The 24,385-nt window shown below is 73.2% G+C and carries 21 protein-coding genes; 4 read left to right on the top strand and 17 right to left on the bottom strand.

The genetic code is table 11. The annotated features are described in order from the left end of the window. The first annotated feature begins 268 nt into the window (after positions 1-268). Entirely contained in the window at positions 269-2,497 is a 2,229-nt protein-coding gene (locus tag ABD223_RS32405; RefSeq protein ID WP_344040495.1) for a diguanylate cyclase domain-containing protein, read from the top strand. Here the strand turns inward: ABD223_RS32405 and ABD223_RS32400 are convergent. From ABD223_RS32400 to ABD223_RS32380, 5 genes are all read right to left on the bottom strand, one after another. Continuing rightward, on the bottom strand, positions 2,451-3,203 hold the full coding sequence (locus ABD223_RS32400; protein WP_344040494.1) for a class I SAM-dependent methyltransferase: 753 nt from the start codon (positions 3,201-3,203) through the stop codon (positions 2,451-2,453). The two genes, ABD223_RS32405 and ABD223_RS32400, sit on opposite strands and share 47 nt — an antisense overlap. Positions 3,204-3,282: 79 nt before the next feature. After that, positions 3,283-3,879, bottom strand: coding sequence for a GTP-binding protein (locus ABD223_RS32395; protein WP_344040493.1), 597 nt, complete (start codon positions 3,877-3,879; stop codon positions 3,283-3,285). A gap of 33 nt (positions 3,880-3,912) precedes the next feature. Continuing rightward, a complete protein-coding gene (locus ABD223_RS32390; protein ID WP_344040492.1) occupies positions 3,913-4,335 on the bottom strand; it encodes a roadblock/LC7 domain-containing protein in 423 nt (140 codons plus the stop codon). Next, positions 4,332-7,583 carry a sensor histidine kinase gene (locus tag ABD223_RS32385; RefSeq protein WP_344040490.1) on the bottom strand — a complete coding sequence of 1,084 codons (3,252 nt, stop codon included), beginning with the start codon at positions 7,581-7,583 and terminating at the stop codon, positions 4,332-4,334. Before ABD223_RS32385 ends, ABD223_RS32390 begins: the two co-directional genes overlap by 4 nt. 260 nt (positions 7,584-7,843) lie before the next feature. After that, positions 7,844-8,866 (bottom strand): ABC transporter substrate-binding protein, encoded by a 1,023-nt coding sequence (locus ABD223_RS32380; protein ID WP_344040488.1) that lies wholly within the window; start codon positions 8,864-8,866, stop codon positions 7,844-7,846. 232 nt (positions 8,867-9,098) lie between these two features. On the opposite strand from ABD223_RS32380, the gene ABD223_RS32375 reads away from it, so the two are divergent. Beyond that, on the top strand, positions 9,099-10,256 hold the full coding sequence (locus ABD223_RS32375) for a 4-hydroxybenzoate 3-monooxygenase (RefSeq protein ID WP_344040487.1): 1,158 nt from the start codon (positions 9,099-9,101) through the stop codon (positions 10,254-10,256). A 594-nt stretch (positions 10,257-10,850) separates the two neighbouring features. On the opposite strand, the gene ABD223_RS32370 is transcribed toward ABD223_RS32375, so the two are convergent. The 11 genes from ABD223_RS32370 to xerD all read right to left on the bottom strand — a co-directional run bounded on the left by ABD223_RS32370 (position 10,851) and on the right by xerD (position 22,531). Continuing rightward, positions 10,851-11,732 carry an ABC transporter ATP-binding protein gene (locus tag ABD223_RS32370; RefSeq protein ID WP_344040486.1) on the bottom strand — a complete coding sequence of 294 codons (882 nt, stop codon included), beginning with the start codon at positions 11,730-11,732 and terminating at the stop codon, positions 10,851-10,853. Then, a complete protein-coding gene (locus ABD223_RS32365) occupies positions 11,729-12,532 on the bottom strand; it encodes an ABC transporter permease (protein WP_344040485.1) in 804 nt (267 codons plus the stop codon). The genes ABD223_RS32370 and ABD223_RS32365 overlap by 4 nt, the downstream gene beginning before the upstream one ends. Next, complete coding sequence (locus ABD223_RS32360) at positions 12,529-13,299, bottom strand: ABC transporter permease (protein ID WP_344040484.1); 771 nt, start codon at positions 13,297-13,299, stop codon at positions 12,529-12,531. Before ABD223_RS32360 ends, ABD223_RS32365 begins: the two co-directional genes overlap by 4 nt. A 271-nt stretch (positions 13,300-13,570) precedes the next feature. Continuing rightward, complete coding sequence (locus ABD223_RS32355) at positions 13,571-17,311, bottom strand: nSTAND1 domain-containing NTPase (RefSeq protein ID WP_344040482.1); 3,741 nt, start codon at positions 17,309-17,311, stop codon at positions 13,571-13,573. A 72-nt stretch (positions 17,312-17,383) separates the two neighbouring features. Next, positions 17,384-18,127, bottom strand: coding sequence for a pseudouridine synthase (locus tag ABD223_RS32350; protein ID WP_344040480.1), 744 nt, complete (start codon positions 18,125-18,127; stop codon positions 17,384-17,386). After that, positions 18,120-18,848, bottom strand: coding sequence for an SMC-Scp complex subunit ScpB (gene scpB, locus ABD223_RS32345; protein ID WP_344040479.1), 729 nt, complete (start codon positions 18,846-18,848; stop codon positions 18,120-18,122). Before scpB ends, ABD223_RS32350 begins: the two co-directional genes overlap by 8 nt. Continuing rightward, the gene (locus ABD223_RS32340) at positions 18,845-19,666 is read right to left on the bottom strand and encodes a segregation and condensation protein A (protein ID WP_344040626.1); all 822 of its coding nucleotides are present in this window, start codon (positions 19,664-19,666) and stop codon (positions 18,845-18,847) included. The genes scpB and ABD223_RS32340 overlap by 4 nt, the downstream gene beginning before the upstream one ends. Positions 19,667-19,818: 152 nt before the next feature. Next, complete coding sequence (locus tag ABD223_RS32335; RefSeq protein WP_344040478.1) at positions 19,819-20,172, bottom strand: hypothetical protein; 354 nt, start codon at positions 20,170-20,172, stop codon at positions 19,819-19,821. After that, a complete protein-coding gene (locus ABD223_RS32330) occupies positions 20,169-21,143 on the bottom strand; it encodes a ParA family protein (protein ID WP_344040476.1) in 975 nt (324 codons plus the stop codon). The genes ABD223_RS32335 and ABD223_RS32330 overlap by 4 nt, the downstream gene beginning before the upstream one ends. A 113-nt stretch (positions 21,144-21,256) precedes the next feature. Then, the gene (locus ABD223_RS32325; protein WP_344040473.1) at positions 21,257-21,577 is read right to left on the bottom strand and encodes an ArsR/SmtB family transcription factor; all 321 of its coding nucleotides are present in this window, start codon (positions 21,575-21,577) and stop codon (positions 21,257-21,259) included. Positions 21,578-21,646: 69 nt separating this feature from the next. Then, positions 21,647-22,531, bottom strand: a complete 885-nt coding sequence (gene xerD, locus ABD223_RS32320; protein WP_344040472.1) for a site-specific tyrosine recombinase XerD — start codon at positions 22,529-22,531, stop codon at positions 21,647-21,649. Positions 22,532-22,973: 442 nt separating this feature from the next. Between xerD and ABD223_RS32315 the strand changes: the two genes are divergently transcribed. Continuing rightward, positions 22,974-23,573 carry a DUF1707 domain-containing protein gene (locus ABD223_RS32315; protein WP_344040471.1) on the top strand — a complete coding sequence of 200 codons (600 nt, stop codon included), beginning with the start codon at positions 22,974-22,976 and terminating at the stop codon, positions 23,571-23,573. On the opposite strand, the gene ABD223_RS32310 is transcribed toward ABD223_RS32315, so the two are convergent. Then, positions 23,562-23,942 (bottom strand): DUF2752 domain-containing protein, encoded by a 381-nt coding sequence (locus ABD223_RS32310; protein ID WP_344040470.1) that lies wholly within the window; start codon positions 23,940-23,942, stop codon positions 23,562-23,564. The genes ABD223_RS32315 and ABD223_RS32310 overlap by 12 nt on opposite strands. A 44-nt stretch (positions 23,943-23,986) precedes the next feature. Here ABD223_RS32310 and ABD223_RS32305 point away from each other — a divergent pair, with 44 nt between their 5' ends. Further along, positions 23,987-24,379: a hypothetical protein gene (locus tag ABD223_RS32305; protein WP_344040469.1), complete on the top strand. Its 393-nt coding sequence runs from the start codon at positions 23,987-23,989 to the stop codon at positions 24,377-24,379. Positions 24,380-24,385 lie beyond the last annotated feature (6 nt).

Here is a 24,385-nt window from a genome sequence, read left to right as displayed (position 1 = left end):
CCGGGAAGTGGTGTCGACCTCCCCTTTCCGCCCCCGGTTTTCCACGAATGGGTGACAGGGGTTTCTAACCCGTTCGGCGGATGGTTCTTTCCCAGTAGGGTGGCTGGGCCGGCGTATTTGGCCGATGGTCAACCACCACCCGAGAGGTGCACCGTGGTCGAGCGAGCTGAGTGGTCCCAGGACGGGCCGGGGACGGCGAACCCGTGCGCCGCCGTCGGCCGCGAGCCCTGAGCGCCCCGGCGCCGGCCGACCGGAGCCGCGCCGAACGATGACCGAGCCCGGTGGACCCGACCGCACCGGGGGCAGCGCTCCCCCGGACGGCCCCGCGCGCCAGGACCCGGCCGAGGTGTGGGCGAGGGCGCTGGCCGGCGCCGCGTGCGCGCCGGTGGCGGGGGCGAGGACCCGCGAGGACCTGGAGGAGCACCTGGCGCTGCTGGTGCGGCTGCTCACGGCGGTCCCGTTCGACCCGGACGGCGCCGGCGAGGTCGGCACGTGGCTGGTGGCGGCCCGGTTCACCGGCCCGGACTGCCTCCGGCGGACGATCGAGGTGCTCGGCCGCCTGCTGCCCGACCTGGCCGACGCGCCCGCGGACCGGGTGATCACGCTGCTCGGCGCGGTCGCCGCCGGGTACGCGGGCGCCGCGCGCGGGCAGGTCTTCACCGAGCAGGAGCAGGTGCGGTCGTCGCTGCTGCGGGCGCTGGAGCGGGCCCGGGACGACCTGCACGACAGCGAGGCGCGGTTCCGGCAGGTGTTCGCCAGCTCCGCGGTGGGCATCGCGATCTTCGACGCGGACGGCGCGGTGGTGGAGGCCAACCCGGCGCTGGTCACCATGCTCGGCCCGGAGGAGGACCACCCGGGAGGACCGCGCCCCACCGGGCAACTCGCCACCGAACAGGGCGCTTCCCACCCGGACGCCACCGGGCAGGACACCGCCGGGCAGGACACCGCCGGGCAAGACGCCACCGAGCAGGACACCGCCGGGCAGGACACCGCCGGGCAGGACACCGCCGGACCAGGCGCCGGGCAGGGCGCCGCCGACCACGACCCCGGCGACCGGCCCCTCGAAGGGCGGCCCGGCGAGGCGGCGCGCGACGGCCGCCACCGGCCGTCCGCGCTGTTCACCCCCGAGGACCTGGCGGCGCTGCGCGCGGACCAGGCGCGGCTGCTCCGGTCGGACGACGGCACCTTCCGCACCGAGCGGCGGTTCACCGGCCCGAACGGCGATCCCATGTGGACGAACGTGGCGCTGTCGGTGGTGCGCGACGCCGACGGCCACCCCAAGTACCACGTCGCGGTCGTCGAGGACACCACCGAGCAGCGGGTGCTGCGCGAGTACCTGCGCCACCAGGCGCTGCACGACGTGCTGACCGGCCTGCCGAACCGGCAGGGCTTCCTGCCCGCGCTGGAGCGCGCGCTGGCCCGACCGGGCGCGGTCACCCTGTGCTACCTGGGCGTGCACGGCGTGGGCGTGGTCAACGACGGCCTGGGCTACGAGGCGGGCGACGAGCTGCTCAAGGCGGTGGCCCGGCGGCTGACGGCGGCGGTGGCCGGTGAGACCGCGACCGTGGCGCGGCTGGGCGGCGACGAGTTCGCGGTGCTGGTCGAGGACTCGCCCACCACGCCGGGCATCCCGTCGCTGGCCGCGGCGATCGAGGCGGAGCTGGCCGAGCCGGTGCACCTGGCGGGCCGCCGGTTCGTGCTGTCGGCGGCCATGGGTTTCGTGCGCACCGCGACGCGAGGGGTGGACCCGATGGCGCTGCTGCGCCGGGCGCACAGCACGCTGCGCCGCGCCGAGCGCGGCGGCCGGGGCCAGTGGGAGGTCTACGACGAGGAGCTGGACACCCGCGACCGGGAGCGGCTGCGGCTCGGCGCGGCCCTGGCGGACGCGGTGGCGAGCGGCGACGTCAACATCGACTACCCGCCGGTCGAGCGGGACGGCGCGCGGGTCGCGGTGGCCGCGCGGCTGCGCTGGCAGGAGGGCGGCGGCGAACCGGTCGGGCACGACGAGTGCCTGCGCTTCGCCGACGAGCTGGGCGTGAGCGGGCACCTGGCCGCGTGGTTGCTGGACGAGGCGTGCTCGTTCGCGGCGGTGGAGGGGCTGCCGGTGCTGGTGGCGCTGTCGCCGGACCAGTCCCGCGACCCGGAGCTGACCGCGCCGGTGGCCGAGGCGCTGCGGGCGTCCGCGCTGCCGCCGCCGCTGCTGTGGCTGGCGCTGTCCGCGCGGGGCCTGGCGGTGGACCCGGACGCGGTCGAGGACAACCTGACCACGTTGGCGGACATGGGCGTGCGGCGGCTGCTGCACGGCTTCACGTGCGCGCTGCCGGAGCTGTCCGTGCTGGGGCGCCAGCTGCTGCACGGCGTGGTGCCGGTCGACCCGCCGCCGGAGCCGCTGGCGCGCGAGGCGCTGGCGGCGGCGCTGCCGCTGGTGCGGTCGACCGGCGCGCTGGTGGTCAGCGACGGCCGGTGGCCGGGCGCGGACCTGGTCGCGCGATGGTGATGACCTCCCGGCTGGTGGCGGTGAGCGGGCTGCGGTCCCACCAGCCGTAGCGCTCGGCGACCTCGAACCCGGTCTCGGCCAGCAGCGCCTCGACCTGCTCGGCGGTGGTGAACCGCAGCGTCCCCCGCTCGACCTTCGGCTCGGCCCAGTCGGGGCAGCTGTAGGTCTCGCTGAGCCGCACCAGCCCGTCCTCCACGCTCTCCACGTGGTGCTCGACGCGCACGCGCTCCCCCCGCTCGCCCACGACGTCGGCGCCGTTCTCGGGTGTCCACCGCTCCCAGGCCCGGGCGCCCGGGTTGCGGGTCTCGAACGCGTACCGGCCGCCCGGTCGCAGCGCGCGGCGGACGGCGGCGAACTGCTCGCGCACCTCGTCGTCGGTGAGGAAGACCTGGAACACGTGACCGGTCATCAGGACCAGGTCGAACTCGCCGTCGAAGGTGACGCCGCCCAGGTCGCCGGCCACCCACTCGACGCCGTCGCGCCCGCGGGCCCGGGCGAGCATGTCCGGGTCGGGGTCGAGGCCGACGAGGCGGCCGGCGTGGCCCGCCGCGCGGGCCGCGTGGAGCACCACGCCGGTGCCGCAGCCGACGTCGAGCACCGCGTCGGCGGACAGCGCCAGGTCGAGGTAGAAGTCGTCGGACGGGCCCCACTCGTTGAGCGCGTCGTAGTAGGCGGCCACGTCCTGGTTCGTCGGGTTCTCCGGCATGGCACCCGAGTGTGGCCCTGCACGGCGGCGGGCCGCGACCGAATTTCCCGGTCGCGGCCCGCTGCCGTCGGAAGGGGGGTCAGGCGAACGTCGGCAGCCTCATCGCGTGCTGCACCAGCGTGATCAGCGTCTGCTTGGTCGACTGCCGGTTCCGCGCGTCGCAGGGCACGATCGGCACCGCCTGGTCGATCGTCAGCGCCTCCCGGATGTCCTCGATGCGGTGGTGCAGCAGCCCGTCGAAGCAGTTCACGCCCACCACGTACGGCAGTTCGCGGTCCTCGAAGAAGTCGATCGAGGCGAACGCGTCCGACAGCCTGCGGGTGTCGACCAGCACCACGGCGCCGATGGCGCCGCGCACCAGGTCGTCCCACATGAACCAGAACCGGTGCTGGCCGGGGGTGCCGAACAGGTACAGGATCAGGTCCTGGTCCAGGGACACGCGGCCGAAGTCCATGGCCACCGTGGTCGTGACCTTGTTCGGCGTGCCCGACAGGTCGTCCACGCCGACGCTGGCCTCGGTCATCACCGCCTCGGTGGTCAGCGGGACGATCTCGGACACGGAACCGACGAACGTCGTCTTGCCCACGCCGAACCCGCCCGCCACCACGATCTTGGTCGACGTGACGGTCGGGCTCACCGCGGGTGACCCCGGCCGACCGGGAACGCCACCGCTCATGTTGCTCTGCTTTCCCTAGTGGTCGGTGCGGTCTCAGCCGCGCATCGCGACGTGCAGCTGCGAACGGATCTCCGGGGTGAGCTGGACGCCCACCCGCTCGACCAGCCGCGTCATGGCGTAGCCGATCAGGCCGATGTCGCAGTTCGGCGCGGCCAGCACGGCCAGGCAGGAGCCGTCGCTGATGGACATCAGGAACAGGTAGCCCCGCTCCATCTCCACCACGGTCTGCTTGACGTCACCGGCCTCGAAGCAGCGCGCCGCGCCGAGGTTGAGGCTGATGAGGCCGGACGCGACGGCCGCGAGCTGCTCGGCGCGGTCGATGGGCAACCGGGACGAGGAAGCCAGCAGCAGGCCGTCCGCGGAGACCACGATCGCGTGCGCGACGCCCGCGACCCTGCCGACGAAGTCGTCGACCAGCCAACTGAAGTTGTCGATTTCTTCGGCTGCGGTGGTCACTTCTGCTCCTTGTTGTCTGCGTTGCCGAACGACACGCCCTCCCAGGGCATGGCGCTGTCGTCGCTGGACTCGCGGCCCAGCTGCACACCTCGCTGGTAGGTCGCGAACCGCTGCCGCAGCCTGTCGGCCGAGCGGCGCGGCGACGTGGCGGTGGCGAGGCCCGAGGGCGCCGAGCCCGCCGCCGGCTGGGGCCCGGTGGGCGCCGACCCGCGGGGCGAGGGCCCGGTGAGCGAGCCGGGCACCAGGCGCGCCTTGGGCACGCGCTTGGGCAGACCCGCGGTCGTGGTGTCGTCCACCGGCGCCTTGAGCAGGTTCGTGGCGGCCGACCAGCCGTCGTCCGCCGAGCCCCAGTCGGTGCCGCCACCCGACGTGGGGATGGCCGACGGCGAGGGCTCGCGCTTGGGCAGGCCCGCCGCGGTGGAACCGCGGGGCGAGGGCGGCACGGGCCTGGCGGGCAGCGACTGCTCGCCGCCTGCCAGGTCGACGCGGTCGGCGAACACCGTCTTCTCCGACGCGGTCGAACCGGACGCCGCCTGGCCGGGCGCCACCTGGTCGGGCGCCTGGTCGAACGGGGCCTGGTCGAACGCGGCCTGGTTGAACGCCGCCCGGTCGGGCGCGCCGGCCGGCCGGCCGGGGCGGGACTGGAAGCCCTGCTCGGCGCGGGCCTGCTCCGCCGCGGAGCCGAAGCCGCCCGTCTCGTCCATCAGGTCGGTGCGGTCGGCGAACATCGTCTTCTCGGCGGCGGACTCGGGCGGCACGTCGCCGCCCAGGTCGCCGCGCACCGTCGCCTCGGGGGCTTCGGCTCCTTGGAACCAGCGGGACAACACGTCCTCGTAGATCGGCAGGCGCTGGGTCGAGGCGTCGTCCTCCTCCTCGACCGGCGGCGCGGGCTTGACCGCGGCGGGCGGGTACGAGTAGTCGATCGGCGGCTCGCCCGGCAGCGGGGCCGCCTCCACGACGGTGGAGGTGAACAGGTCGGCTGCCGAGGTCTGCTCGACCTCGAAGAAGCCGTTGGGCTCGGCCTCGTGCGTGTGCACGACCTGCGGCGCCGGACCGGGCGGCGGCGAGGGGGGCGCGTAGTTGCCGGGCGGGGCGTCCGGCGTCCACTTGGGCACGCCGGCCAGCACGCCGACGCCGCTCTCCTCCAGTTCGAGGTTGGCCGGGCGCTGCGGCAGCGCCGCCGGCGCGGGCCGCGCGGTGAGCGGCTCGGGACCGCGGTGCAGCAGGTCGACCGGCAGCACCACCTGGGCCGTGACGCCACCCTCTATGTCGTCGTTGTTGTTCAACGTGACCCGGATGCTGTGGCGCTTGGCCAGCTGGCCGACCACGTACAGGCCCATCTCGCGCGCCACCGACACGTCGACCTCGGGCGGCTCGGCGAGCTTGGTGTTGGCCTCCGCGATGTCCTGCTCCTGCATGCCGACGCCGCGGTCGTGGATGCGGATGGACACCTCGCCGCGCCGGGTCTCTATGGCGCGCACCGTGACCTTGGTCGTGGGCTTGGAGAACGCGGTCGCGTTGTCCAGCAGCTCGGCGATGAGGTGCGCGAGGTCGTTGACCACGCGGCCCTGGATCTTCAGCTCCGGCGCGGGCGCGATCTGGATGCGCGCGTACTTCTCCACCTCCGACACCGCGGCGCCGAGCACCTCGGAGATCGGCACGGGCCGGGTGACGCGGCGGTTGACCGTGGTGCCGGAGAGCACCAGCAGGTTCTCGCTGTTGCGGCGCATCTGGGTGGCCAGGTGGTCCAGCTCGAAGAGGCTGGCCAGCTGGTCCGGGTCCTGCTCGTCCTGCTCCAGCCGGTCGATGACGGTGATCTGCCGCTCGACCAGCGCCTGCGAGCGCCGGGACAGGTTGATGAACATGTCGTTGACGTTCGCGCGCAGGGCCACCTGCTCGACCGCGAGGCGGACGGCTTCGCGCTGCACGGCGTCGAACGCCCGCGCCACCTGGCCGACCTCCTCGGTCGTGTGGATCGGCACCGGCACCAGCGCCTCCTCCGCCGCCCGCTCGGGGTCGCGGTGCTGGCGGATGCGCTTGATGGCGTCGGGCAGCCGGTTGCGGGCCACGTCCAGCGCGGTGCGGCGCAGCACGCGCAGCGGCGTCAGCATCGAGCGGGCGACGAACGCCATGAGGGCGAACGCGATGATCAGCGCCACGGCCACCAGGGCCGCGTCGCGCCACGCGGCGGCGCGGGCGCTCTCGGTCAGGTCGACCGCGGCGGCGTCGGCCTGGCGCTCGATGTCCTGCGCGACCGTCCGGTACAGACCGGCGGTCTCCTCGCCCAGGGCCATGACGTTGGCGCTGTCGATGGCGACCGAGCCCTCGTCGGCCTGCTGCACCAGGGCGAGCTGCACGAGCCGGTTGCGACCGTCCACCGCGGGACCGGACACGGTGTCCGCCAGCAGCTGGCGGTTCTCCTGGCCCGCGGCGCCGGCGAACTCGGCGAGCGCGGCGTCCAACCTGGACTGCGCGGCGCGCAGCGCGCTCTCCTGGCCCGGCGCGAACGCGCCCCGCTCGGCGGTGGCCAGCAGGATCGCGTTCTGCTGGGACAGCTGCTCCTTCGCGCTGTACAGCGCGAGGTTGGCGCCCGCCAGCGGGTTGATGGTCTCGTTGCTCAGGCTGCTCGACGTCGCGCGGTGCACCTGGGACAGCGCGGCGAGCAGCTGCCCGTACGCGGTGTGCACCGACACGTCCGGGTACCGGCTGTTGGTCACCGTGTTGCGCAACGAGTTCAGGCCGTCCAGCGACTGGAGGGCGCGCTGGAACGCGTCGGACACCGACTGGTCGATGCCCGTGGTGGACGCGGCGACGTCCCTGAGCCTGCCGACCTCGACGTCGACCCTGCTGGACCTCGTGACCAGCTCGGCGGCGTTCTCGCCGCGGCCGCCCGCGACGAACCACACGGCGGCGTCGCGCTCCAGCTGGAGCGCGTCGGACACCGCGGCCGCCTGGGCGGACAGCTGGAGCTCCCGCTGCACCTTGCCGAACAGCTCGACGTCGTCGAGCTGCGTGTTCAGCCGGAGGCCCGCGAGGGCCAGCGTGCTCAGCGCGGGCACCAGGAGCACCACGGCCAGCTTGCTGCGCAGGCGCCAGTTCCGCAGGCGCCACCGGGACACGCCCCGGTCGGCGGGCACGGCGCCTGTGCCGGGACCCGAGTCGGGTGGCCGACCGTTCCCGGCGTCACCCGCGTCGAGTTGAATCCGCTCCGGTTCTTCCCCGGAGGCGTGGTCGTCGTGACCGCGCACCGTCAGCACACTCCCCAGCCCCCCAGCCAGTGAAACGACATCTGCCTCAAACCCGGGCGATCTTCATGGAAAAAACCCGGGAGTCATACCGCCGTTCGGACCAGGTAGCCGGTAGTTTGCCAATCAACCATTGTCTCGCACCACCCTGGTGGGCGCGCTAAACGATCGCTAACCGGTGTTCACGGCTATTTCACGCTGGAGACCCGAACGGGAAACACCCAGGGGGAGCCCGACGACCAACCGGGCTCCCCCCGGGACGGTCAGCTGCCGGAGCTGCTGAACAGCATCGGCTTCACGTCGAACTTCTCCTTGAGCAGGCCATAGGTTGCCATCAGGTCCGAGACCCGCTGCAACCGGGTGGCGTCCAACGAGGTCGGGAACTCGCCGAAGTGCACGAGGCTCGCGGTCTCCTTGTCCACGCCGGCGTACTCGACCAGCAGCGGCTCCACCGTGGGGCGGTCGGCGGCGTCGCGCTGTCCCTTGGCCATCGCGCGCTGGAACGCCGCGATGGTCTTGGGGTTCTCCTCGACGAACTTGCCGGTGGCGGCGTAGCCGCCGATCGGGATGCCGTCCGTCACACCGGACGCCGCGTCGAGCACGGTGACCTGGCCGCTGTTGCGCTGGGCCCGGCTGATGAACGGCTCCACCATGAACGCGGCGTCGACCGTGCCGTTCTGGACCGCGGCCTCCATGTCGGGGAAGGCGAACTCCTTGAAGTTCACCTTCGACAGGTCCACGTTGGCGGCTTCCAGGGTGGCCTTCGCGGTCAGCTCGGCGATGTTCGCGAAGGTGTTGATCGCGATGGTCTTGCCCTCGAAGTCCTTGGGGGACTTCACCGGCGAGTCGCCCTTGGCGAGGATCAGGAACATGTCGGGCTTGGTCTGGTAGCCGTCGTTGATGAGCTTCAGACCGCCGACGTCCTTCGCGCCCTGCTTGGACTCGGCCAGGATGAACGAGACCCAGTTGCCGAAGCTGATGTCCAGGTCGCCCTTGATCAGGCCCGGGATGGCCGCGGCGCCACCCTGGATCTTGATCGGCTCGACCTCCAGGCCCTCTTCCTGGAAGTAGCCCTTCTTGATCGCGATGTGGACCGACGCGACGTCGAGGATGGGGAGCAGGCCGAGCTTGATCTTGGCCTTTTCGACCTTGCCCGATCCGGCGGACTCGGCGGGCTGCTCCTCCGAGCCGCCGAGCAGGCCGCAGCCCGACACGGTGGCGAGGAGCGTGACAGCGGAGAGAACGCCGAGAATCCTTCGTGCCGAGAGGCCGACTCTTCGAGTCATGGGGTGCATCTCCTGTTGGAGTGGCGACTTTGCGGGGGCAGGATGCACGGGCGACGGGGGCGCTGTGACCCACTCAAAGTGATGCGGGTGGCTCGACAAGACCCCAGTCGACCGACACTCGAAGGCTGATCCACTACCTTCGGTGAGCATCTTTGCACAGGCTGTCCAGAGGTTGGGGTATGCGGTGATCGATCATGACTCCGAATGGGCCGTACAGAGCAACCGGCGTGCCGTGGGCATCGTCGGCGCGGGCCCGGCCGGGTTGACCCTGGGGAACCTGCTCCGCGAAGCCGGTATTCCCTGCGTGGTGCTGGAAAGGGGCACTCGCGAGCACGTCGAGAACAGGCCCCGCGCGGGGGTGCTGGAGCACCGCGCGGTGCAGATGCTCGCCGCCCACGGGCTGGCCGACCGGCTGCTCCAAGAGGCGGACAGGCACGGGTCCTGCGAGTTCCGCGTCGACGGCGTCGCGCACGAGGTGGACTACGCCACCCTGTACGACGGCCAGACGCACTACATCTACCCGCAGCAGGAGGTCGTCAAGGACCTCGCGCGGCACTACGTCGACGAGCGCGGCGGCGACGTCCGCTGGTCGGTCAGCGACGTCGAACTGCACGACGTCGAGACGCCGGAACCGGCCCTGAGCTGGACGAACGCCGACGGCGCCCGCGAGCGGCTGGAGTGCTCGTTCATCGCCGGCGCGGACGGGTTCCACGGCGTGGCGCGGCGCAGCATCCCGCCGGGCGCGGTGCAGGAGTTCAGCCACCAGCACGGCATCGAGTGGCTGAGCATCCTCGCGGAGGCCCCGCCATCCACCCATAAGGTGATTTACGCACTTCACCCGGATGGATTCGCGGGGCACATGCTCCGCAGTTCTACGGTTTCGCGCTACTACCTCCAGGTCCCGGTGGACGACACCGTCGACAACTGGCCGGACGAGCGGGTGTGGACCGAGCTGCACAAGCGGTTGGCGCTCAAGGACTCCGACTGGCGGCTGAACGAGGGCCGCATCATCGAGAAGCGCATCCTGGACATGCGCAGCCACGTGGTCGAACCGATGAACCACGGGAACCTGTACCTGCTCGGCGACGCCGCGCACATCATCACGCCCGTGGGCGCGAAGGGGATGAACCTCGCGTTGCACGACGCCGAGGTGCTGGCCGCCGCCCTGACGTCCTACCACCGAACGGGCGACGACAGCGGGCTCCGTTCGTACTCCGAGGTGTGCCTGCGCCGCGTGTGGCGTGCGCAGGAGTTCTCGCAGTGGATGGTGTTCATGATCCACCGTTCGCCGGAGCCGTTCCTGAGCCGTTTGGGCCAGGCCCGCCTGGAGCACCTGATCGGCTCGCGATCGTCGGCCGGGTACTTCGCCCAGAACTACGTAGGTCCTTGAAAAGAACACCTTACGATTAGCGGCGCCGCGCACGACTGAGCCGGCCCGCCGCACGAGGAGAACGACCGCGCCCCGTTCTCCGCCGCGCCCCCGCAACGGATCGCGGTGGAGAACGGAGCACAACGCGGCACACCATTTCCGATCCCGCGACCGATCGTCCCGCCCATTGGGCGATCCCGCCGGACGGCGCCATTCCCCGACTCTCCACAACGCACTCGCGCGGTGATCCCCGGGCACCGCAACGCTTTTCCTTTCGGGCACCGCGCCGCGCCCGTTCCGAAACGCTTCCTCACACCCGTTTTCCCCGGCCCGACCGACGCGGGCGCCCCCTTCTCCCGCAGGGGCCGGAAAACCGGTCGGGACGCGCCGCCGGCGGCGGTCCCGCTCGCGGGAAACGATGTCGAATCGTTGCCAACGACGTTCATCGAAACCCAGGCGCGCCAAGGACTTCCCGCGCCTCCCGACCAGGCGCGACGCCGCGGACCGACCACCCGAACCCGGACGCGGCGACGGGCGACCCCCGGCGCGGCCCTGAGAGGCCCCGTGCGCCGCGGATCGCCCGTCGGACGACTCCCTACCTCACGCGAGAGGTTTTCACGTCGTGGCGCGCTCCTCGGCCTCCACGCGGGACGCCTCGGCGCGCTCGGCCTCGGCCCACTTCGCCGCCTGCGCCTCGTTGGCCCGGCGGCGCGCCGCGACCTGCTCGGCGGTCTTGCCGACGTTCAGCAGCCGCGCGACCTCCGCCCGCAGCGCCACGAACTCCTCGGACTCGCGCGTGCTGATCTGGTCGCGCTGCGCGGGCAGGTCCACCTTGAGGTCCGCCACCACCGACGCGGGCGAGGTGGACAGCACCAGCACGCGGTCGCCCAGGTAGACGCTCTCGTCGATGTCGTGCGTCACCACCAGCACCGTGGTGTCGTGCTCGGTGCGGACCTTCAGCAGCAGGTCCTCCAGCTCGAACCGGGTCTGCGCGTCCACCGACGCGAACGGCTCGTCCATCAGCAGCAGCGCGGGCCGGTAGGCCAGGGCGCGGGCGATGGCCACGCGCTGCTGCATCCCGCCCGACAGCTGCCACGGGTACTTGCGGTGCGCTGTGGACAGTCCGACCCACTCCAGCGCCTCGACCGCGCGGGCCCGGCGCTCGGCGCGGCCCAGGCCGCGGCGCAGCGGGAACTCGACGTTCTTGAGCACCGACAGCCACGGGAACAGCGAGCGGCTGTAGTCCTGGAACACCACGGCCAGGTCGTCGGGCACGCCGCTGACCCGGTCGCCGTGCAGGCTGACCTCGCCGCGGGTCGGGCGGATCAGGCCGGAGATGGTGCGCAGCAGCGTGGACTTGCCGCAGCCGGACGGTCCGACGACGCAGACCAGCTCGCCTGCGCCGACGGTGAACGACAGGTCGGCGATCGCGGTGTGCGCGCCGTCCTTGGCCTGGTAGGTATGGCCGAGATCGGCCACTTCGAGCATCGCGGTCACGCTTTTTCCTCCACCGTCGCGGGGGTGCGCTCCTGCCTCGGCTGCCAGGCGAGGGCCCGGTGCTCGAAGGCCAGGAGCACGGTGTTGAAGGCGTAGCCGAGGATCCCCAGGAGGATGATCCCGGCCCACATGTCTGGGAATTCGAAGGACCGCTGCGCCAGCAGGAGCTGCGATCCGATCCCGTTGTCGGTGCCGACCAGCTCGGACACGACCATGAGCACCAGGGCGAGCGACAGGGAGACCCGCAACCCGGCGAAGATCTTCGGCGACGCGGCGGGCAGGACCACGCCGAGGACCCACTGGTGCCGGGGGATGCGGAACACGGCCGAGGTCTCGAACTTCGTGGCGTCGACGGAGCGGGCGCCGTCGACGCTGTTGAGCAGGATGGGCCACAGCACGCCGAAGACGATCGTGGCGATCTGCATCTGGGTGCCGCCGCTGAACAGGAGCAGGAACACCGGCACCAGGGTGGGCGGCGGGATCGAGCGCATGAACGTCAGCAGGGGACCCGCGAACTGCATGGCCGCCGAGGAGCGGCCGAGGGCGACGCCGAGGGCGACGCCGATCACGGAGGCGATGGCCCAGCCGCCGAGGAGCCTGCCGACGCTCGGCAGGACGTGCTCGAAGACCGAGTCGCTGAGGAACAGGTCCTCGACGGGACCGGACAGCCACAGCGCCTGCGCGGCGGTCGCGATCTCCGTCGGGCGGGGGAAGAACGTGTCGTCCGCGAGCCAGGTGAGCAGTTCCCAGACCACGACGAGGCCCGCGAACACCGCCCACCGCTGGATGAAGCGGTTCACGAGCGACCTCCCGTGACCGTGCTCCACCCGACCCAGCGGCGCTGCGCGCGCTCCAGCCCCTCGTTGAGCAGGAAGCCGATCACGCCCGCGACCACGGTCCCGGCGAGGACCAGGTCCATGCGGCCCGAGCCGCTGCGCGCGTCCATGATGAAGTGCCCGATGCCGCCGCCCGAGCCGCCCGCGAGCAGCTCCACGCTGACCAGCACCACGAGGCTCGTGGTCGCGGCGAGGCGGATGCCCGTGAACACGAACGGCAACGCGCTGGGCAGCGCGACGGAGAACAGCACGCGCAGCCGGCCGGAGCCGAACGCGCGGGCCGTCTCGACGAGCAGCGGGTCCAGCTCGTCGAGCGCGTAGATCGTGTTGAACAGCAGGGGCCACATCGCCGCGTACACGGCGAGCGAGATCTTCATCTCCGGCCCGATGCCGATCATCACGATGGCGAGGGGGATCAGCGCCACCGACGGGATCGGCCGCAGGAACTCCACCACCGCCCGCGTGGCGTGGCGCACCGAGGGGACGCTGCCCAGCACCAGTCCGAGCGGGACGGCGATCCCGATCGAGATCCCCACCGCGATGAGGAGCGCGAGCAGCGTCGCGATCACGTCCCGCAGGAACGCCTCATCACCCAGCAGCTTCAGCAGTTCCACCGCTACGACGGACGGCGGTGGAAGGTAATCCGAGGGAACCAGCCAAGATCGGCCGAACAGCTCCCAGACGACGAGGAACCCGGCCACACCGAGCAGTCCTCGGGTGAGCGCACGCACGCGCAACGCCTCTTCCCAGTTGATCAACCCCAGCCAACGCGGCTCAATCTAGAGAGAGAAGGGCCCCACCACAATGAGTGGCGGGAAAACTCCACGATGTGATCTTGCGATCCACCCTCGACTTTCCGTTGGCCGAAAGCCCACCCTCGCGAGTCGCACACCCAGGACGCGCGAGTCGTACGCCCAGCCCCACCGTGTCGTACACCCAGGACGCGCGAGTCGAACACTCAGGACCACCGTGTCGAACACTCAGGACCCTTGAGTTCTACGTTCAGGCGCCGCACGGCGGGTCGTACGGCATGTCCCCGAGGTGCCGGGCCCACTGCTCCGCCGTGATCCGCGGGTGCGCGACGGCGCAGACGCGCTCCTCCACCGCCGCGAGGTCGGTCTCCCAGAACCGCACCGCCGAATCGCCCGCGCTGATCAACCCCGACCCGCCCGGCGCGAACACCACCGAGCTCACACCGGACGCGTGCGCCGCGAACGACGCCACCGCCCGCACCGGCTCCGACCCGCCGAGGTCGAACACCCGCAGCACCCCGTCCGCGCCGGCCACCGCCACCCGCCCGTCACGCACCGCGACCGCCCGGACCGCCGACCCGACCGGTTCCCGCGGCGCGACCTCCACGTGCTGCCCGAGGTTGGCGTCCCACCGACGCTCGGGCCGCCGCCACAGCGCCGCCTGCCCGTTCTGCTCCACGGTCACCAGCTCGCCGCCCACCGCCACGGCCAGCGACTCGACCTGCGCCGCCGTGGGGCTCGGCCGCGGCCGGCGCACCAGGCCGCCCGGACCGGTGGGCCCCCACTCCTCGGTCCACCCGTTGAGCCTGGTCACCACCAGCCGCTCGCCGGTCTCGTCGAACGCCACCGCGTTGACCGGGCTGCTCCGGGCGTCCAGGTCGGCGACCACCGAGGTCTGGAACAGCGTCCGCACGTCCCACAGCCTCGTCCACCCGTCCACGCCGCCGGTGGCGAAGTAGGGGCTGCGCGGGCTGAACGCCACCACGCGCCCCTCGCCCGCGTCACCGACGAGGACCGGCGCGGCCGGGTCGGCGACGCGCCACACCCGCACCGCGTCGTCCTCCGCGACGGTCACCAGGTGCGCGCCGTCCGGGCTGAGCGCCGCGGCGCGGACCTTGCCCCGGTGCTCGGTCAACGCCCGCGCCGTGCGCAACCCGGAGGGTTCGAGGGGGTGGACCAGCCGCAGCACGCCCTCGTCGTCCACGGTCGCGACCAGCTCCCGCGCCGCGGCGACCACGACCGACCGGACCTGCGTGGCCTGCCGGAACGGCAGGTCCGCCACGTCGACCAGCCGCACGGTCCGGTCGCCGCCCGCGGTGACGACCGACCGGCCGCCGGCGGCGAACCCGACCGAGGTCACGGGCCCGAGGTGCCCGGCGGGCGCGGCGACCTCGACCGGCGCGCCCCGGTCGGCCACGTCCCACAGCCGGGTCACCTGGTCCTGCCCCGCCGTCGCCAGCACCCGGCCGGCGCCGTCGAACGCCACCGCGTGCACGTCGGCGCCGTGCCGCAGCACGCCGAGCTGCCGCGCCGGGCCCTCCCCCACCTCCCACAGCCGCACCACGCGGTCCTCGCCCGCCGTCGCCAGCAGCCGCCCCGAGCCCGCCACGGCCAGCGCGGTGAGCGCGCCGACGCCCGAGACGGCGGTGGTGGTCGCGCCGGTGGTCACGTCGACGACGTCCACCCGGTCGCCGGACAGCACCGCGAGCGCCGTCGGGGACAGGAACGCCACCGCGCGCGACGCGTCGCCGCCGACCCGCTCCGGCCGGCGGAGCCGGATCGGGTCGCCGAGGTCCCGCACCAGCGCCGGCCGGTCCCCGTACCCGGCGGCGAGCCGGCGGCCGTCGGGCGAGAACGCCAGCGACACCGCGGTCCTGGTGGGCTCCTGCTCGAACAGCACCTGCCCGACCTCCGGGCGCCGCGGGTCGCGCACGTCCACCACCACGACCCGGCCCGCGCCGGCCACGGCCACCCGCCCGCCTCCCGGGTCGAACGCCACCGCGGCCACGCCCGCGACCGCGGGCAGCTCGGCCAGGTGCGCCGGGCGGCGCGGGTCGGACACGTCGACCAGCCGCGCGTTCCGGGTGCTGGTGTCGTCCACGACCGCGAGCACCGACCCGCTCGGCGCGACCACCACCGACCGCGCCGCGGTGATCCGCGTGGCGTACGGCTCGGCGAACGCGCCGAGCACCGCGTCCCGCGTCTCCGGCAGCCGGGCCAGCCGGTGCGCGGCCAGGTTGAGCTGCAACGACAGCCCCGGGTCGGTGGTGCGCAGCCCGGCGGCCTGGGTGATCACCTTGTGCGCCAGCGCGATCGCGGCCTGCTCGCTGGCCGACCGCTCGGCGCGGACGGCGAACACGGTCGCGCTGAACGCCAGCACCAGCAGCACCGCCATCACCGACACCAGCTGCCGCAGCCGGCGGGCGCGCCGGTGCTCGGCGGCGTGCACCGCGTCGTCCGCGGCGATGCTGGCCTCCAGGAACAGCTGCTCACCGGGCGTGAGCCGCGACCAGGCCTCCCCGTCGACCCACTCGCGGGCGAGCGCCAGCCGGGTGCCCCGGTACAGCGCGGACGGGTCCCGGTCCAGCGATTCCCACGTGCGCGCGGCGTCGGTCAGCATCCGCTGCGACCGCAGGCCCGCGCGGTCCTCGGCGATCCAGCCGCGCAGCCGCGGCCAGTTGTGGATCAGCGCCTCGTGCGCCGGCTCCGCGGTGTCGCGGTCGAGCACCACCAGGCGCGCCTCCGCCAGGGCGGCCAGCACCTCGGGGTGGTCGACCTCGTCCCGGGCCACCCGGCGCTTGGTGTCCTCGGTGCCCTCGCCGACCGCGATCAGCCGCAGGAACACCTGCTTGGCGACCAGCTGCCGGTCGGGGGACATCCGGGCGTAGACGTCCTCGGCGCTGCGCGCGATCGAGTGCTCGATGCCGCCGGCCTCCTCGTAGGCCGCCAGGGTGAGCACGACGCCGCGCCGCCTGCGCCAGGTCTCCAGCAGCGCGTGCGACACCAGCGGCAGCGCCGCGGGCTGGCCCGCCGCGTCCGACACGAGGCGGGTGACCAGCGCGGTCTCCACCTTGCAGCCGACCGCGTTGGCGGGCGCGACGACCGCCTCGCGCAGCTCGTCCGCCGTCATCGGGGCGACCAGCACGTGCCCGCCGCGCAGCGCCTCGACCAGCTCCGGGTGCCGGCCGCAGTGGCCGAGGAAGTCGGCCCGCACGCCGAGCACGACCCTGGTCCGGCCGGTCGGCGCGGTCGCGGCGGTGGTCAGCGCGGCGATGAACGCGGCCCGCTCGGCCGGGTCCGCGCACAGCGTGAAGACCTCCTCGAACTGGTCCACCACCAGCAGCAGGTCGTCGTGGCGGCCCACCACGGCCTGCCGGACGCGCAGGTGCAGGTTCTCCGGGTAGGAGGAGAACTCGGTGACCAGCGCGGACGCGGTCTTGCCGGTGAACGCGGCGATCCGCGCCGCCAGCTCCTCCACCGGGTGGGCGCCCGGCGTGAGCACGACCGAGGGGCCGGGCGAGGCCGCCACCAGGCCGGCCCGCAGCACCGAGGACTTGCCCGACCCGGACGCGCCGAACACGCCGGTGCACCGCCGCCGCCCGACCAGCTCGACCAGTTCGCCGACCAGCCGGTCGCGGCCGAAGAACCGGTCGGCGTCCTCGACCTGGAACGCGGCCAGCCCGGCGTACGGCGCGCGGCCGTCGTCCGGTTCGGCGCGCGGCGCGGCGAGCTGGTCGGACAGCTCCCGCCAGCGGGCCTCCCACGAGGACACCTCGCCGCCGCACGCCCGCACGTAGGCCAGGGTCACGGCGAGGCTGGGCAGCTTGCGCCCGTTCGCGGCCTCGGACAGCGCCGCGGGCGAGTAGTGCGCCTGCCTGCTCAACTGCCGGTAGGTGGGGCCGCCCGCCCGCTCCCGGAGCTTGCGCAGCTCCGCCGCGAACTCACCCAGCCCGTGGTGCTCCGCCCGTAAGGGGCTCTCCCGTCTGGCCACGTCGCCCTCCCCTTCGACGAGGGCGATTGTTCAGCCGGTCCCGTTCAGCGTCCACGGGCTGACGCTGAACAACTACAGGCCGACGGCCTTGTAGAGGGAACCGACCTCCTGGCGGTTGAGCACGCGCATGGAACCGGGCCGCTGGTTGCCCAGGCGCACCTCGCCCACGGCGGTGCGGACCAGGCTCTCCACCGGGTGGCCGACGTGCTCCAGCAGGCGGCGGACGATGTGCTTGCGGCCCTCGTGCAGGACGACCTCGACCAGCGCCTTGCCCGGCACGGCCGAGATCAGCCGGAACGAGTCGACCTTGACCGGGCCGTCGTCCAGCTCGATGCCCGCGCGCAGGGTGCGGCCCAGGTCCCTCGGGATGGGGCCGGGCACCTCGGCGAGGTAGGTCTTGGGCACCTCGTAGGAGGGGTGCATCAGGCGGTGCGCGAGGTCGCCGTCGTTGGTCAGCAGCAGCAGGCCCTCGGTGTCGGCGTCGAGCCTGCCGACGTGGAACAGGCGGTCCTTGCGGTTGGCCAGGTAGTCGCCGACGCACGGGCGGTGCTGCTCGTCGTGCATGGTCGAGAGCACGCCGCGCGGCTTGTTCAGGACGAGCGTGAGCACGTCGTCCCTGAGCTGCACGCGGACGCCGTCCACGTGCACGACCGCCGTCTCGGGGTCGATCCGGCGGCCCTGCTCGCGGACCACCTCGCCGTCGACCTGGACGCGGCCCAGCTCGATCAGCTCCTCGGCCACCCGGCGCGAGGCGACCCCCGCTTTGGCGAGCACCTTCTGGAGCCGGACCCCTTCGGGCTTGTCCTGGTCAGACATCGTCGATCGCATCCACTTCGGGCAGGAGGGGAGCGATCGGGGGCAGGTCGCCGAGCGACGACAGGCCCAACCGCTCCAGGAACAGTTCGGTCGTGCGGTAGAGGATGCCACCCGTGTCGGAGTCGGTGCCCGTCTCGGCGATCAGGCCGCGCGCGACGAGCGTGCGGATGACGCCGTCGACGTTCACCCCGCGCACCGCCGCGACCCTGGCCCTGGTGACGGGCTGCCGGTAGGCGATGACCGCGAGGGTCTCCAACGCGGCCCGGGTGAGCTTGGCGCGCTGCCCGTCGAGCAGCAGCTTCTCCACGAATGGCGCGAAGCGGTCCCGCGTGTAGAACCGCCAGCCGTCCCCGATTCTACGCAGGTCGATGCCGCTGCCCTGCTCGGTGTAGCGGGCGGCCAGGCGGTGGAGGGCCCGGGTGACGCGCTTCACGGGCTGTTCGAAGACGCCGGCGAGCTGGTCCTCGGCGATGGGGCTGTCCACGACGAGGAGGACGGATTCGAGCGCGCCGTCCAGCTCGGCGTCGTCGGACAGGTCGGGCAGGCCGCCGGTCTCGTCGACTTCCGGTGTTTCCGGCGTTTCCGGTGCTCCCGGGGTTTCCGGCAGGTCGAGCGCGGGGGTGGGCTCCGCGCCCGAGGCGACCGGCTCGGCCGCGGTGCCCGGCGGGAGGGCGGGTTCGGGCGCGGCCCGGTCGGGCGGCGCCGGCTCGTTCTGGGTCACCCGTACTCCTCGTCCTCGTCCTCGGCGTCGTCCTCGGCCCGCTCCGGCGCCCGTCCCTGCTGCTCGTCGCCCACCCAGGTGATGCGCAGCTCACCGAGCGGGTCCGGCTGCTCGAACGCCAGCGCCTTCTCCCGGTACAGCTCCAGCAGCGCCAGGAACCGGGCGACCACCTCCATGGTCTGCGTGCACCCGGCGATCAGCTCGGCGAACGTCGTCGTGCCCAGCTCGGCCAGCCGTTCCCGCAGCAGGTCGGCGTGCTCGCGCACCGACACCCGGTGCTGGTGGATGTGGTCGGTGGACACCGTCGGCGGCGGCTTGGGCCGGAACACGACCGCGGCGATCTCGGCGAACCGCCGCGCGTCCACGCCGAGCATCACCTCGGGCAGCAGCCCCTCGTACCGCTGCTCCAGCGCCACCGACCGCGGGTAGCGCCGGTAAGCGCCCTGCTCCAGCTCCCCGAACAGGGCCGCCACCTGCTTGTACGCCCGGTACTGGAGCAGCCGCGCGAACAGCAGGTCACGGGCCTCCAGCAGGGCCAGGTCCTCCTCGTCCTCCACGTCGCCCGCGGGCAGCAGCCGGGCCGCCTTCAGGTCCAGCAGGGTCGCCGCGATGACCAGGAACTCGGTGGTCTCGTCCAGGTCCCACTGGTCGCCCATGGCCCGGATGTAGGCGATGAAGTCGTCGGTGACCTGGTGCAGGGCCACCTCGGTCACGTCCAGGGTGTGCTGCGAGATCAGCTGGAGCAGCAGGTCGAAGGGGCCCTCGAAGTTGGTCAGCCGGACCTTGAACCGACCGTCGTCGGGCGGGGTCGGCGCCACCTGCCCGACGGCGTCCCCGGCCGCCCCCGGTGCCGCCTCCGGCGCGCTCCCGGCCTCTGCCGCCGCGTCCCCCGGCGTCTCCGCCGCTGCCCCGGGCGCTCCGGCCCCGGTCCCGGCCGTCTCCGCCAGGACCCCGGGTGGTGCCTCACCGCTCACCGCTCGCGCAACCTGCGCACCAGCAGGGAGTCCTCGCCGTGCCCTTCGAGGTCGTCCAGCACGATCGCGATGGCCTCGCGGACCACCCGGCCCCGGTCCACCACCAAACCGTGCTCGCCGCGCAGCGCCAGCCGGGCGTGCTCCAGCGCCAGCAGCTCCTCGTCGGACACGTACACGGTGATCTTGGTCGAGTGCTTCTGCCGCCCGGTGCCCCGCCGCGGTGCGGGCGCGGGCTCGGGTGCGGCCCGGCCGGAGTCCTGGCCGGAGCCCTGGTCAGGGACCGGTTCGGGGGCCGAGCCGGTGAGGCGGAACAGTTCGGACGCGCCCGGCAGTGATGGGCGTCGGGTCACCGGGCGATCACCTCGCGCGCCAGTGCCCGGTACGCCTTCGCGCCCGCCGAGCGGGGCGCCCAGCGGGTGATCGGCTCGCCGGCGACGGTGGTCTCCGGGAACCGGACGGTGCGGTTGATCACCGTGTCGAACACGACCTCGCCGAACGCCTCGACCACGCGCGCCATCACCTCGCGCGAGTGCAGCGTGCGCGGGTCGTACATGGTGGCGAGGATGCCGGTGATCTCCAACTTCGGGTTCAACCGCTCCCTGACCTTCTCGATGGTGTCTATCAACAGGGCGACCCCGCGCAGGCTGAAGAACTCGCACTCCAGCGGGATGAGGACGCCGTCGGCCGCCGCCAGGGCGTTGACCGTGAGCAGGCCGAGCGACGGCTGGCAGTCGACCAGCACGTAGTCGTAGCGGTCGATCACCGGGCGCAGCGTGCGGACCAGCGTGTGCTCCCGCCCCACCTCGGAGACCAGCTGGATCTCGGCGGCGGACAGGTCGATGTTGCTGGGCAGCAGGTCCATGCCCTCGACCGGCGTGTTCATGATCACGTCGTTGATGCCGACGTTGCGCTCCATGATCACGTTGTAGATGGTCTGGTCGAGCTGGTGCGGGTGCACGCCCAGGCCCACCGACAGGGCGCCCTGCGGGTCGAAGTCGACCAGCAGCACCCGCCGGCCGTACTCGGTCAGGGCCGCGCCGAGGTTGATGGTGGACGTGGTCTTGCCGACCCCGCCCTTCTGGTTGCAGACCGCCATGATGCGGGCCGGGCCGTGGTGCGCGAGGAGGGGCGGGTCGGGCACGTAGCGCAGCGGCCGGCCGGTGGGGCCTATGTCGCCCACCAGCTGCTCGGTGGCGTCCTCGTCGACCGGCGCGGCGTGCGGGGCCAGGCTCAGCTCGACCTGGGCCCGGGGCACACCGGTCTGCTGCGGCGGCGGGGGCGGTGCTCCCCACGACCCGCTCGCGTGCCCCGGTGTCGACATCGCCTTCCGATCCCTAGTCCTCTGCCTGGGCGCAGCCTAGGCACCGGGAAGCCGGGCAGCAACGCGCCTCGCCGGAGCCGGCGCGAAGAGTTGTCACCTCGGGGTGGTGCGCGTCACCGCACCGCGCCCGCCCGGCCCGCCGCCCGGAGCACCACGTCGAGCAGACCCGGGAACAGCCGGTCCAGGTCGTCGCGCCGCAGCGAGACCCACCGCTGGTTGCCGCAGGCCCTGGTCCGGGTGATGCCTGCCTCGCGCAGCACGCGCAGGTGCTGCGACAGGGTGGACTTTGCCACGTCCACCAGCAGCGCGCCGCACAGGCGCTCGCCGCCGGACTCGATCTGCCGCACGACCGCCAGCCGCGTGGGGTCGCTCAACGCGTGCAGCACCGACCCCAGCTCGATGGCGGCGGGTTCCGGCTCGTCCAAGTTCGGCACCTGGTCGGCACCTCCAGCTCGTCTGCTCGCTCGGTCGTTTCCGGTCCGGTGCGGGCCCGGGGGCCCGCGTCACCCCGAAGCGCGAGGATGGGCGGTCGCGTAGACCTCGCGCAAGGTGTTCACGGTTACGAGGGTGTACACCTGGGTCGTCGTGACGGAGGCGTGTCCCAGCAGCTCCTGCACCACGCGCACGTCCGCGCCGCCCTCCAGCAGGTGGGTGGCGAACGAGTGGCGCAGGGTGTGCGGCGAGACCTCCGCGGTGATGCCCGCCCGCCCGGCGGCGGCCTTGAGCACGTGCCACGCGGTCTGCCTGGTGAGCCTGCCGCCGCGGGCGTTGAGGAACAGGGCGGGGTTGGCGCGCTTGGCCAGCGCGGGGCGGGCGCGCACCAGGTAGGCGTCCAGCGCGGCGAGCGCCGGCCTGCCGACCGGGACGACCCGCTGCTTGCCGCCCTTGCCGTCGAGCAGGACGGTGCGCTCGGCGGTGTCGAGGTCGTCCACGTCGAGGCCGACGACCTCGGAGATGCGCGCCCCGCTGGAGTAGAGCAGTTCGAGCAGGGCGCGGTCGCGCAGCTCGGCGGGGGTGTCGCCGCGGGCGGTGTCGAGCAACCGGAGCACGTCGTCGACCGGGATGGCCTTGGGCAGCCGCTTGGGCGGCTGCGGCGGGCGCACCTCGCGGGCCGGGTCGTGGGCGGTGAGGCCCTCGCGGTGGGCGAACCGGTGCAGCCCGCGCACGGCGACCAGGGTGCGGGCGGCGGAGGAGGCGGCCAGGCCCGATTCGCGCAGCCCGGCCAGGAAGTCGGTGACCAGGGGCTCGGTGACGTGACCGAGGTCGGTGACGTCGCGGGCGGCGAGGTGGGCGGCGTAGCGGCGGAGGTCGCGGGTGTAGGAGTCGAGGGTGTTGCGGGCGGTGCCGCGCTCCACCGCCAGGTGGTCGAGGTAGGCCGCGATGGCCACACCGGCAGGGGTCCCCCCCAAGGGGACCCCTGCTTTGACATTACCGCTGAGGTCTGACAATTCCGGGACCTTCGTCCGCCGCCTGTGCATAACTGCGCTGCTCGTGCTCGTGCCTGCTCGTGCTCTTGCCGCTGTACTCGCCGCTGTCCGGTTGAGCCGGTCGTGCTCGCGGTCCGGTCGTGCTGCCGCCTGGTCGAGCCCGTCGAGCCCGTCGCCGGCCACCCGAGCCCGCCGCCCGCCTGCCCACCCGCGCGCCCGCCCGTCACACCCGTCCCCGTGCGCAAGGCAGTGTGCCGCCCCCGAGCGCCCGCGTCGAGGTGCACGGGTGCCCACCGCCACCCCGGAGCACCCACCAGCCCCGCCCCCACCAGCGCCTTCACCTCTCATCGGCGACTCGTGCGTTCCCGGGTTGCGAGCGGCGGGCGGCTGTTAGCGTTGACGTGTGTCGGAACCCCACCAGGTGCGCATCGGCGACCAGCAGCGCCAAGAGGCGATCAGCGCGCTGAACGAGCACTTCGCGGCCGGTCGCCTGGAGATCGGCGAGTACGAGCAGCGCGTCGGCTTCGCGTCGGGCGCGCAGACCGCCCAGGAGCTGGCGGCGCTGTTCAACGACCTGCCGCACCCCAGGTTCCAGCCGCCGGTCGCCGAGTACCCGCAGGCCACCGGCTACGCCTCGCCCGGCCACCCGACCGCGGGCTACCCGACCGCCGGATACGCCGCCCCCGGTTACGGGCCGCCCCCGCCCGGCACGAAGGGCTACGCCGACCCCGCGCACGCCTACCCGCCGGGCTTCAACCCGGGCGCGCCCTACGGCGTGGACCCGCTGACCGGGCAGCCGCTGTCGGACAAGTCGCGCATCGCCGCGGGCGTGCTCCAGCTGGTGCTGCCGTTCGGCATCGGCCGGTTCTACATCGGTGACACCGGTATCGGCATCGCACAGCTCCTGACCTGCGGCGGGTGCGGCATCTGGTCGTTGGTCGACGGGATCGTCCTGCTGGTCAACGGCGGCACCGACAGCCAGGGCCGCAAGCTACGCGACTAGGTTCCGCACCAGCATCCACGTCACGGCCAGGGCCACCACCGGCACGCCCACGGCCCGCGGCACCGGCGGGGTGGGCCTGCCCGACCTGGCCGCGCGCACCCACCTCGCCCACAACCACACCAGCAGTGGCAGCCCGGCGACCAGCATGACGGCGTTGAAGTGCCACGCCGCGGCGAGGTCGCCGTGCAGCAGCGCGTGGACCATCCGCGTGGAACCGCACGCCGGGCACTGGATGCCGGTCAGCGCGTAGAGCAGGCACGGCGGCAGGAGCGACCCGGGCTGGTTGGGGTCGACGAACAGCAGCACCCCGCACCCGGCCGCCGCCGCCGCGGCCACTCCCCACGGCCCTCCCCCACGCACGTCCGCCATTATCCGCCATCCACCGGGGCCGGTGGTCAGGGAGACTGGGACCCGTGAGCTTCGCCGTGCACGCCCGCAAGGTGCGTGACGCCTCGTTGCCGATGCGCCGGCGGGTGTCCGCGCTCAAGTCGTGCGTGCAGCTGTTCCGGCCGTACGGGCACTTCGGCACGCTCGCCTACCTCGAACTGGAGGTGGGGCCGTTCCAGTGCGACGACGAGGCGCTGGTGCGGGCGCTGGAGCTGCTGGAGGCGCGGCGGGAGCGGTGGAAGGCGGCGGTGGCGGCGTTCGCCGAGGTCCGGCGGGCCGAGAAGCGGGCGGGTCGGCGGACGCCCTCGGGGCCCACGCCGTTCAGCCGGCGGGAGGACCTGGTGGCGGGCGCGCGGTGGCAGGAGATCCTGACCGCCACGCGCCGCGCGCACCGCCTGGTCGCGGGCCACCGCCGCTGATCGGCT

This window comes from Saccharothrix xinjiangensis, from assembly GCF_039527585.1.
Lineage (GTDB): Bacteria > Actinomycetota > Actinomycetes > Mycobacteriales > Pseudonocardiaceae > Actinosynnema > Actinosynnema xinjiangensis.
This window is presented reverse-complemented; position numbering and strand designations above follow the sequence as displayed.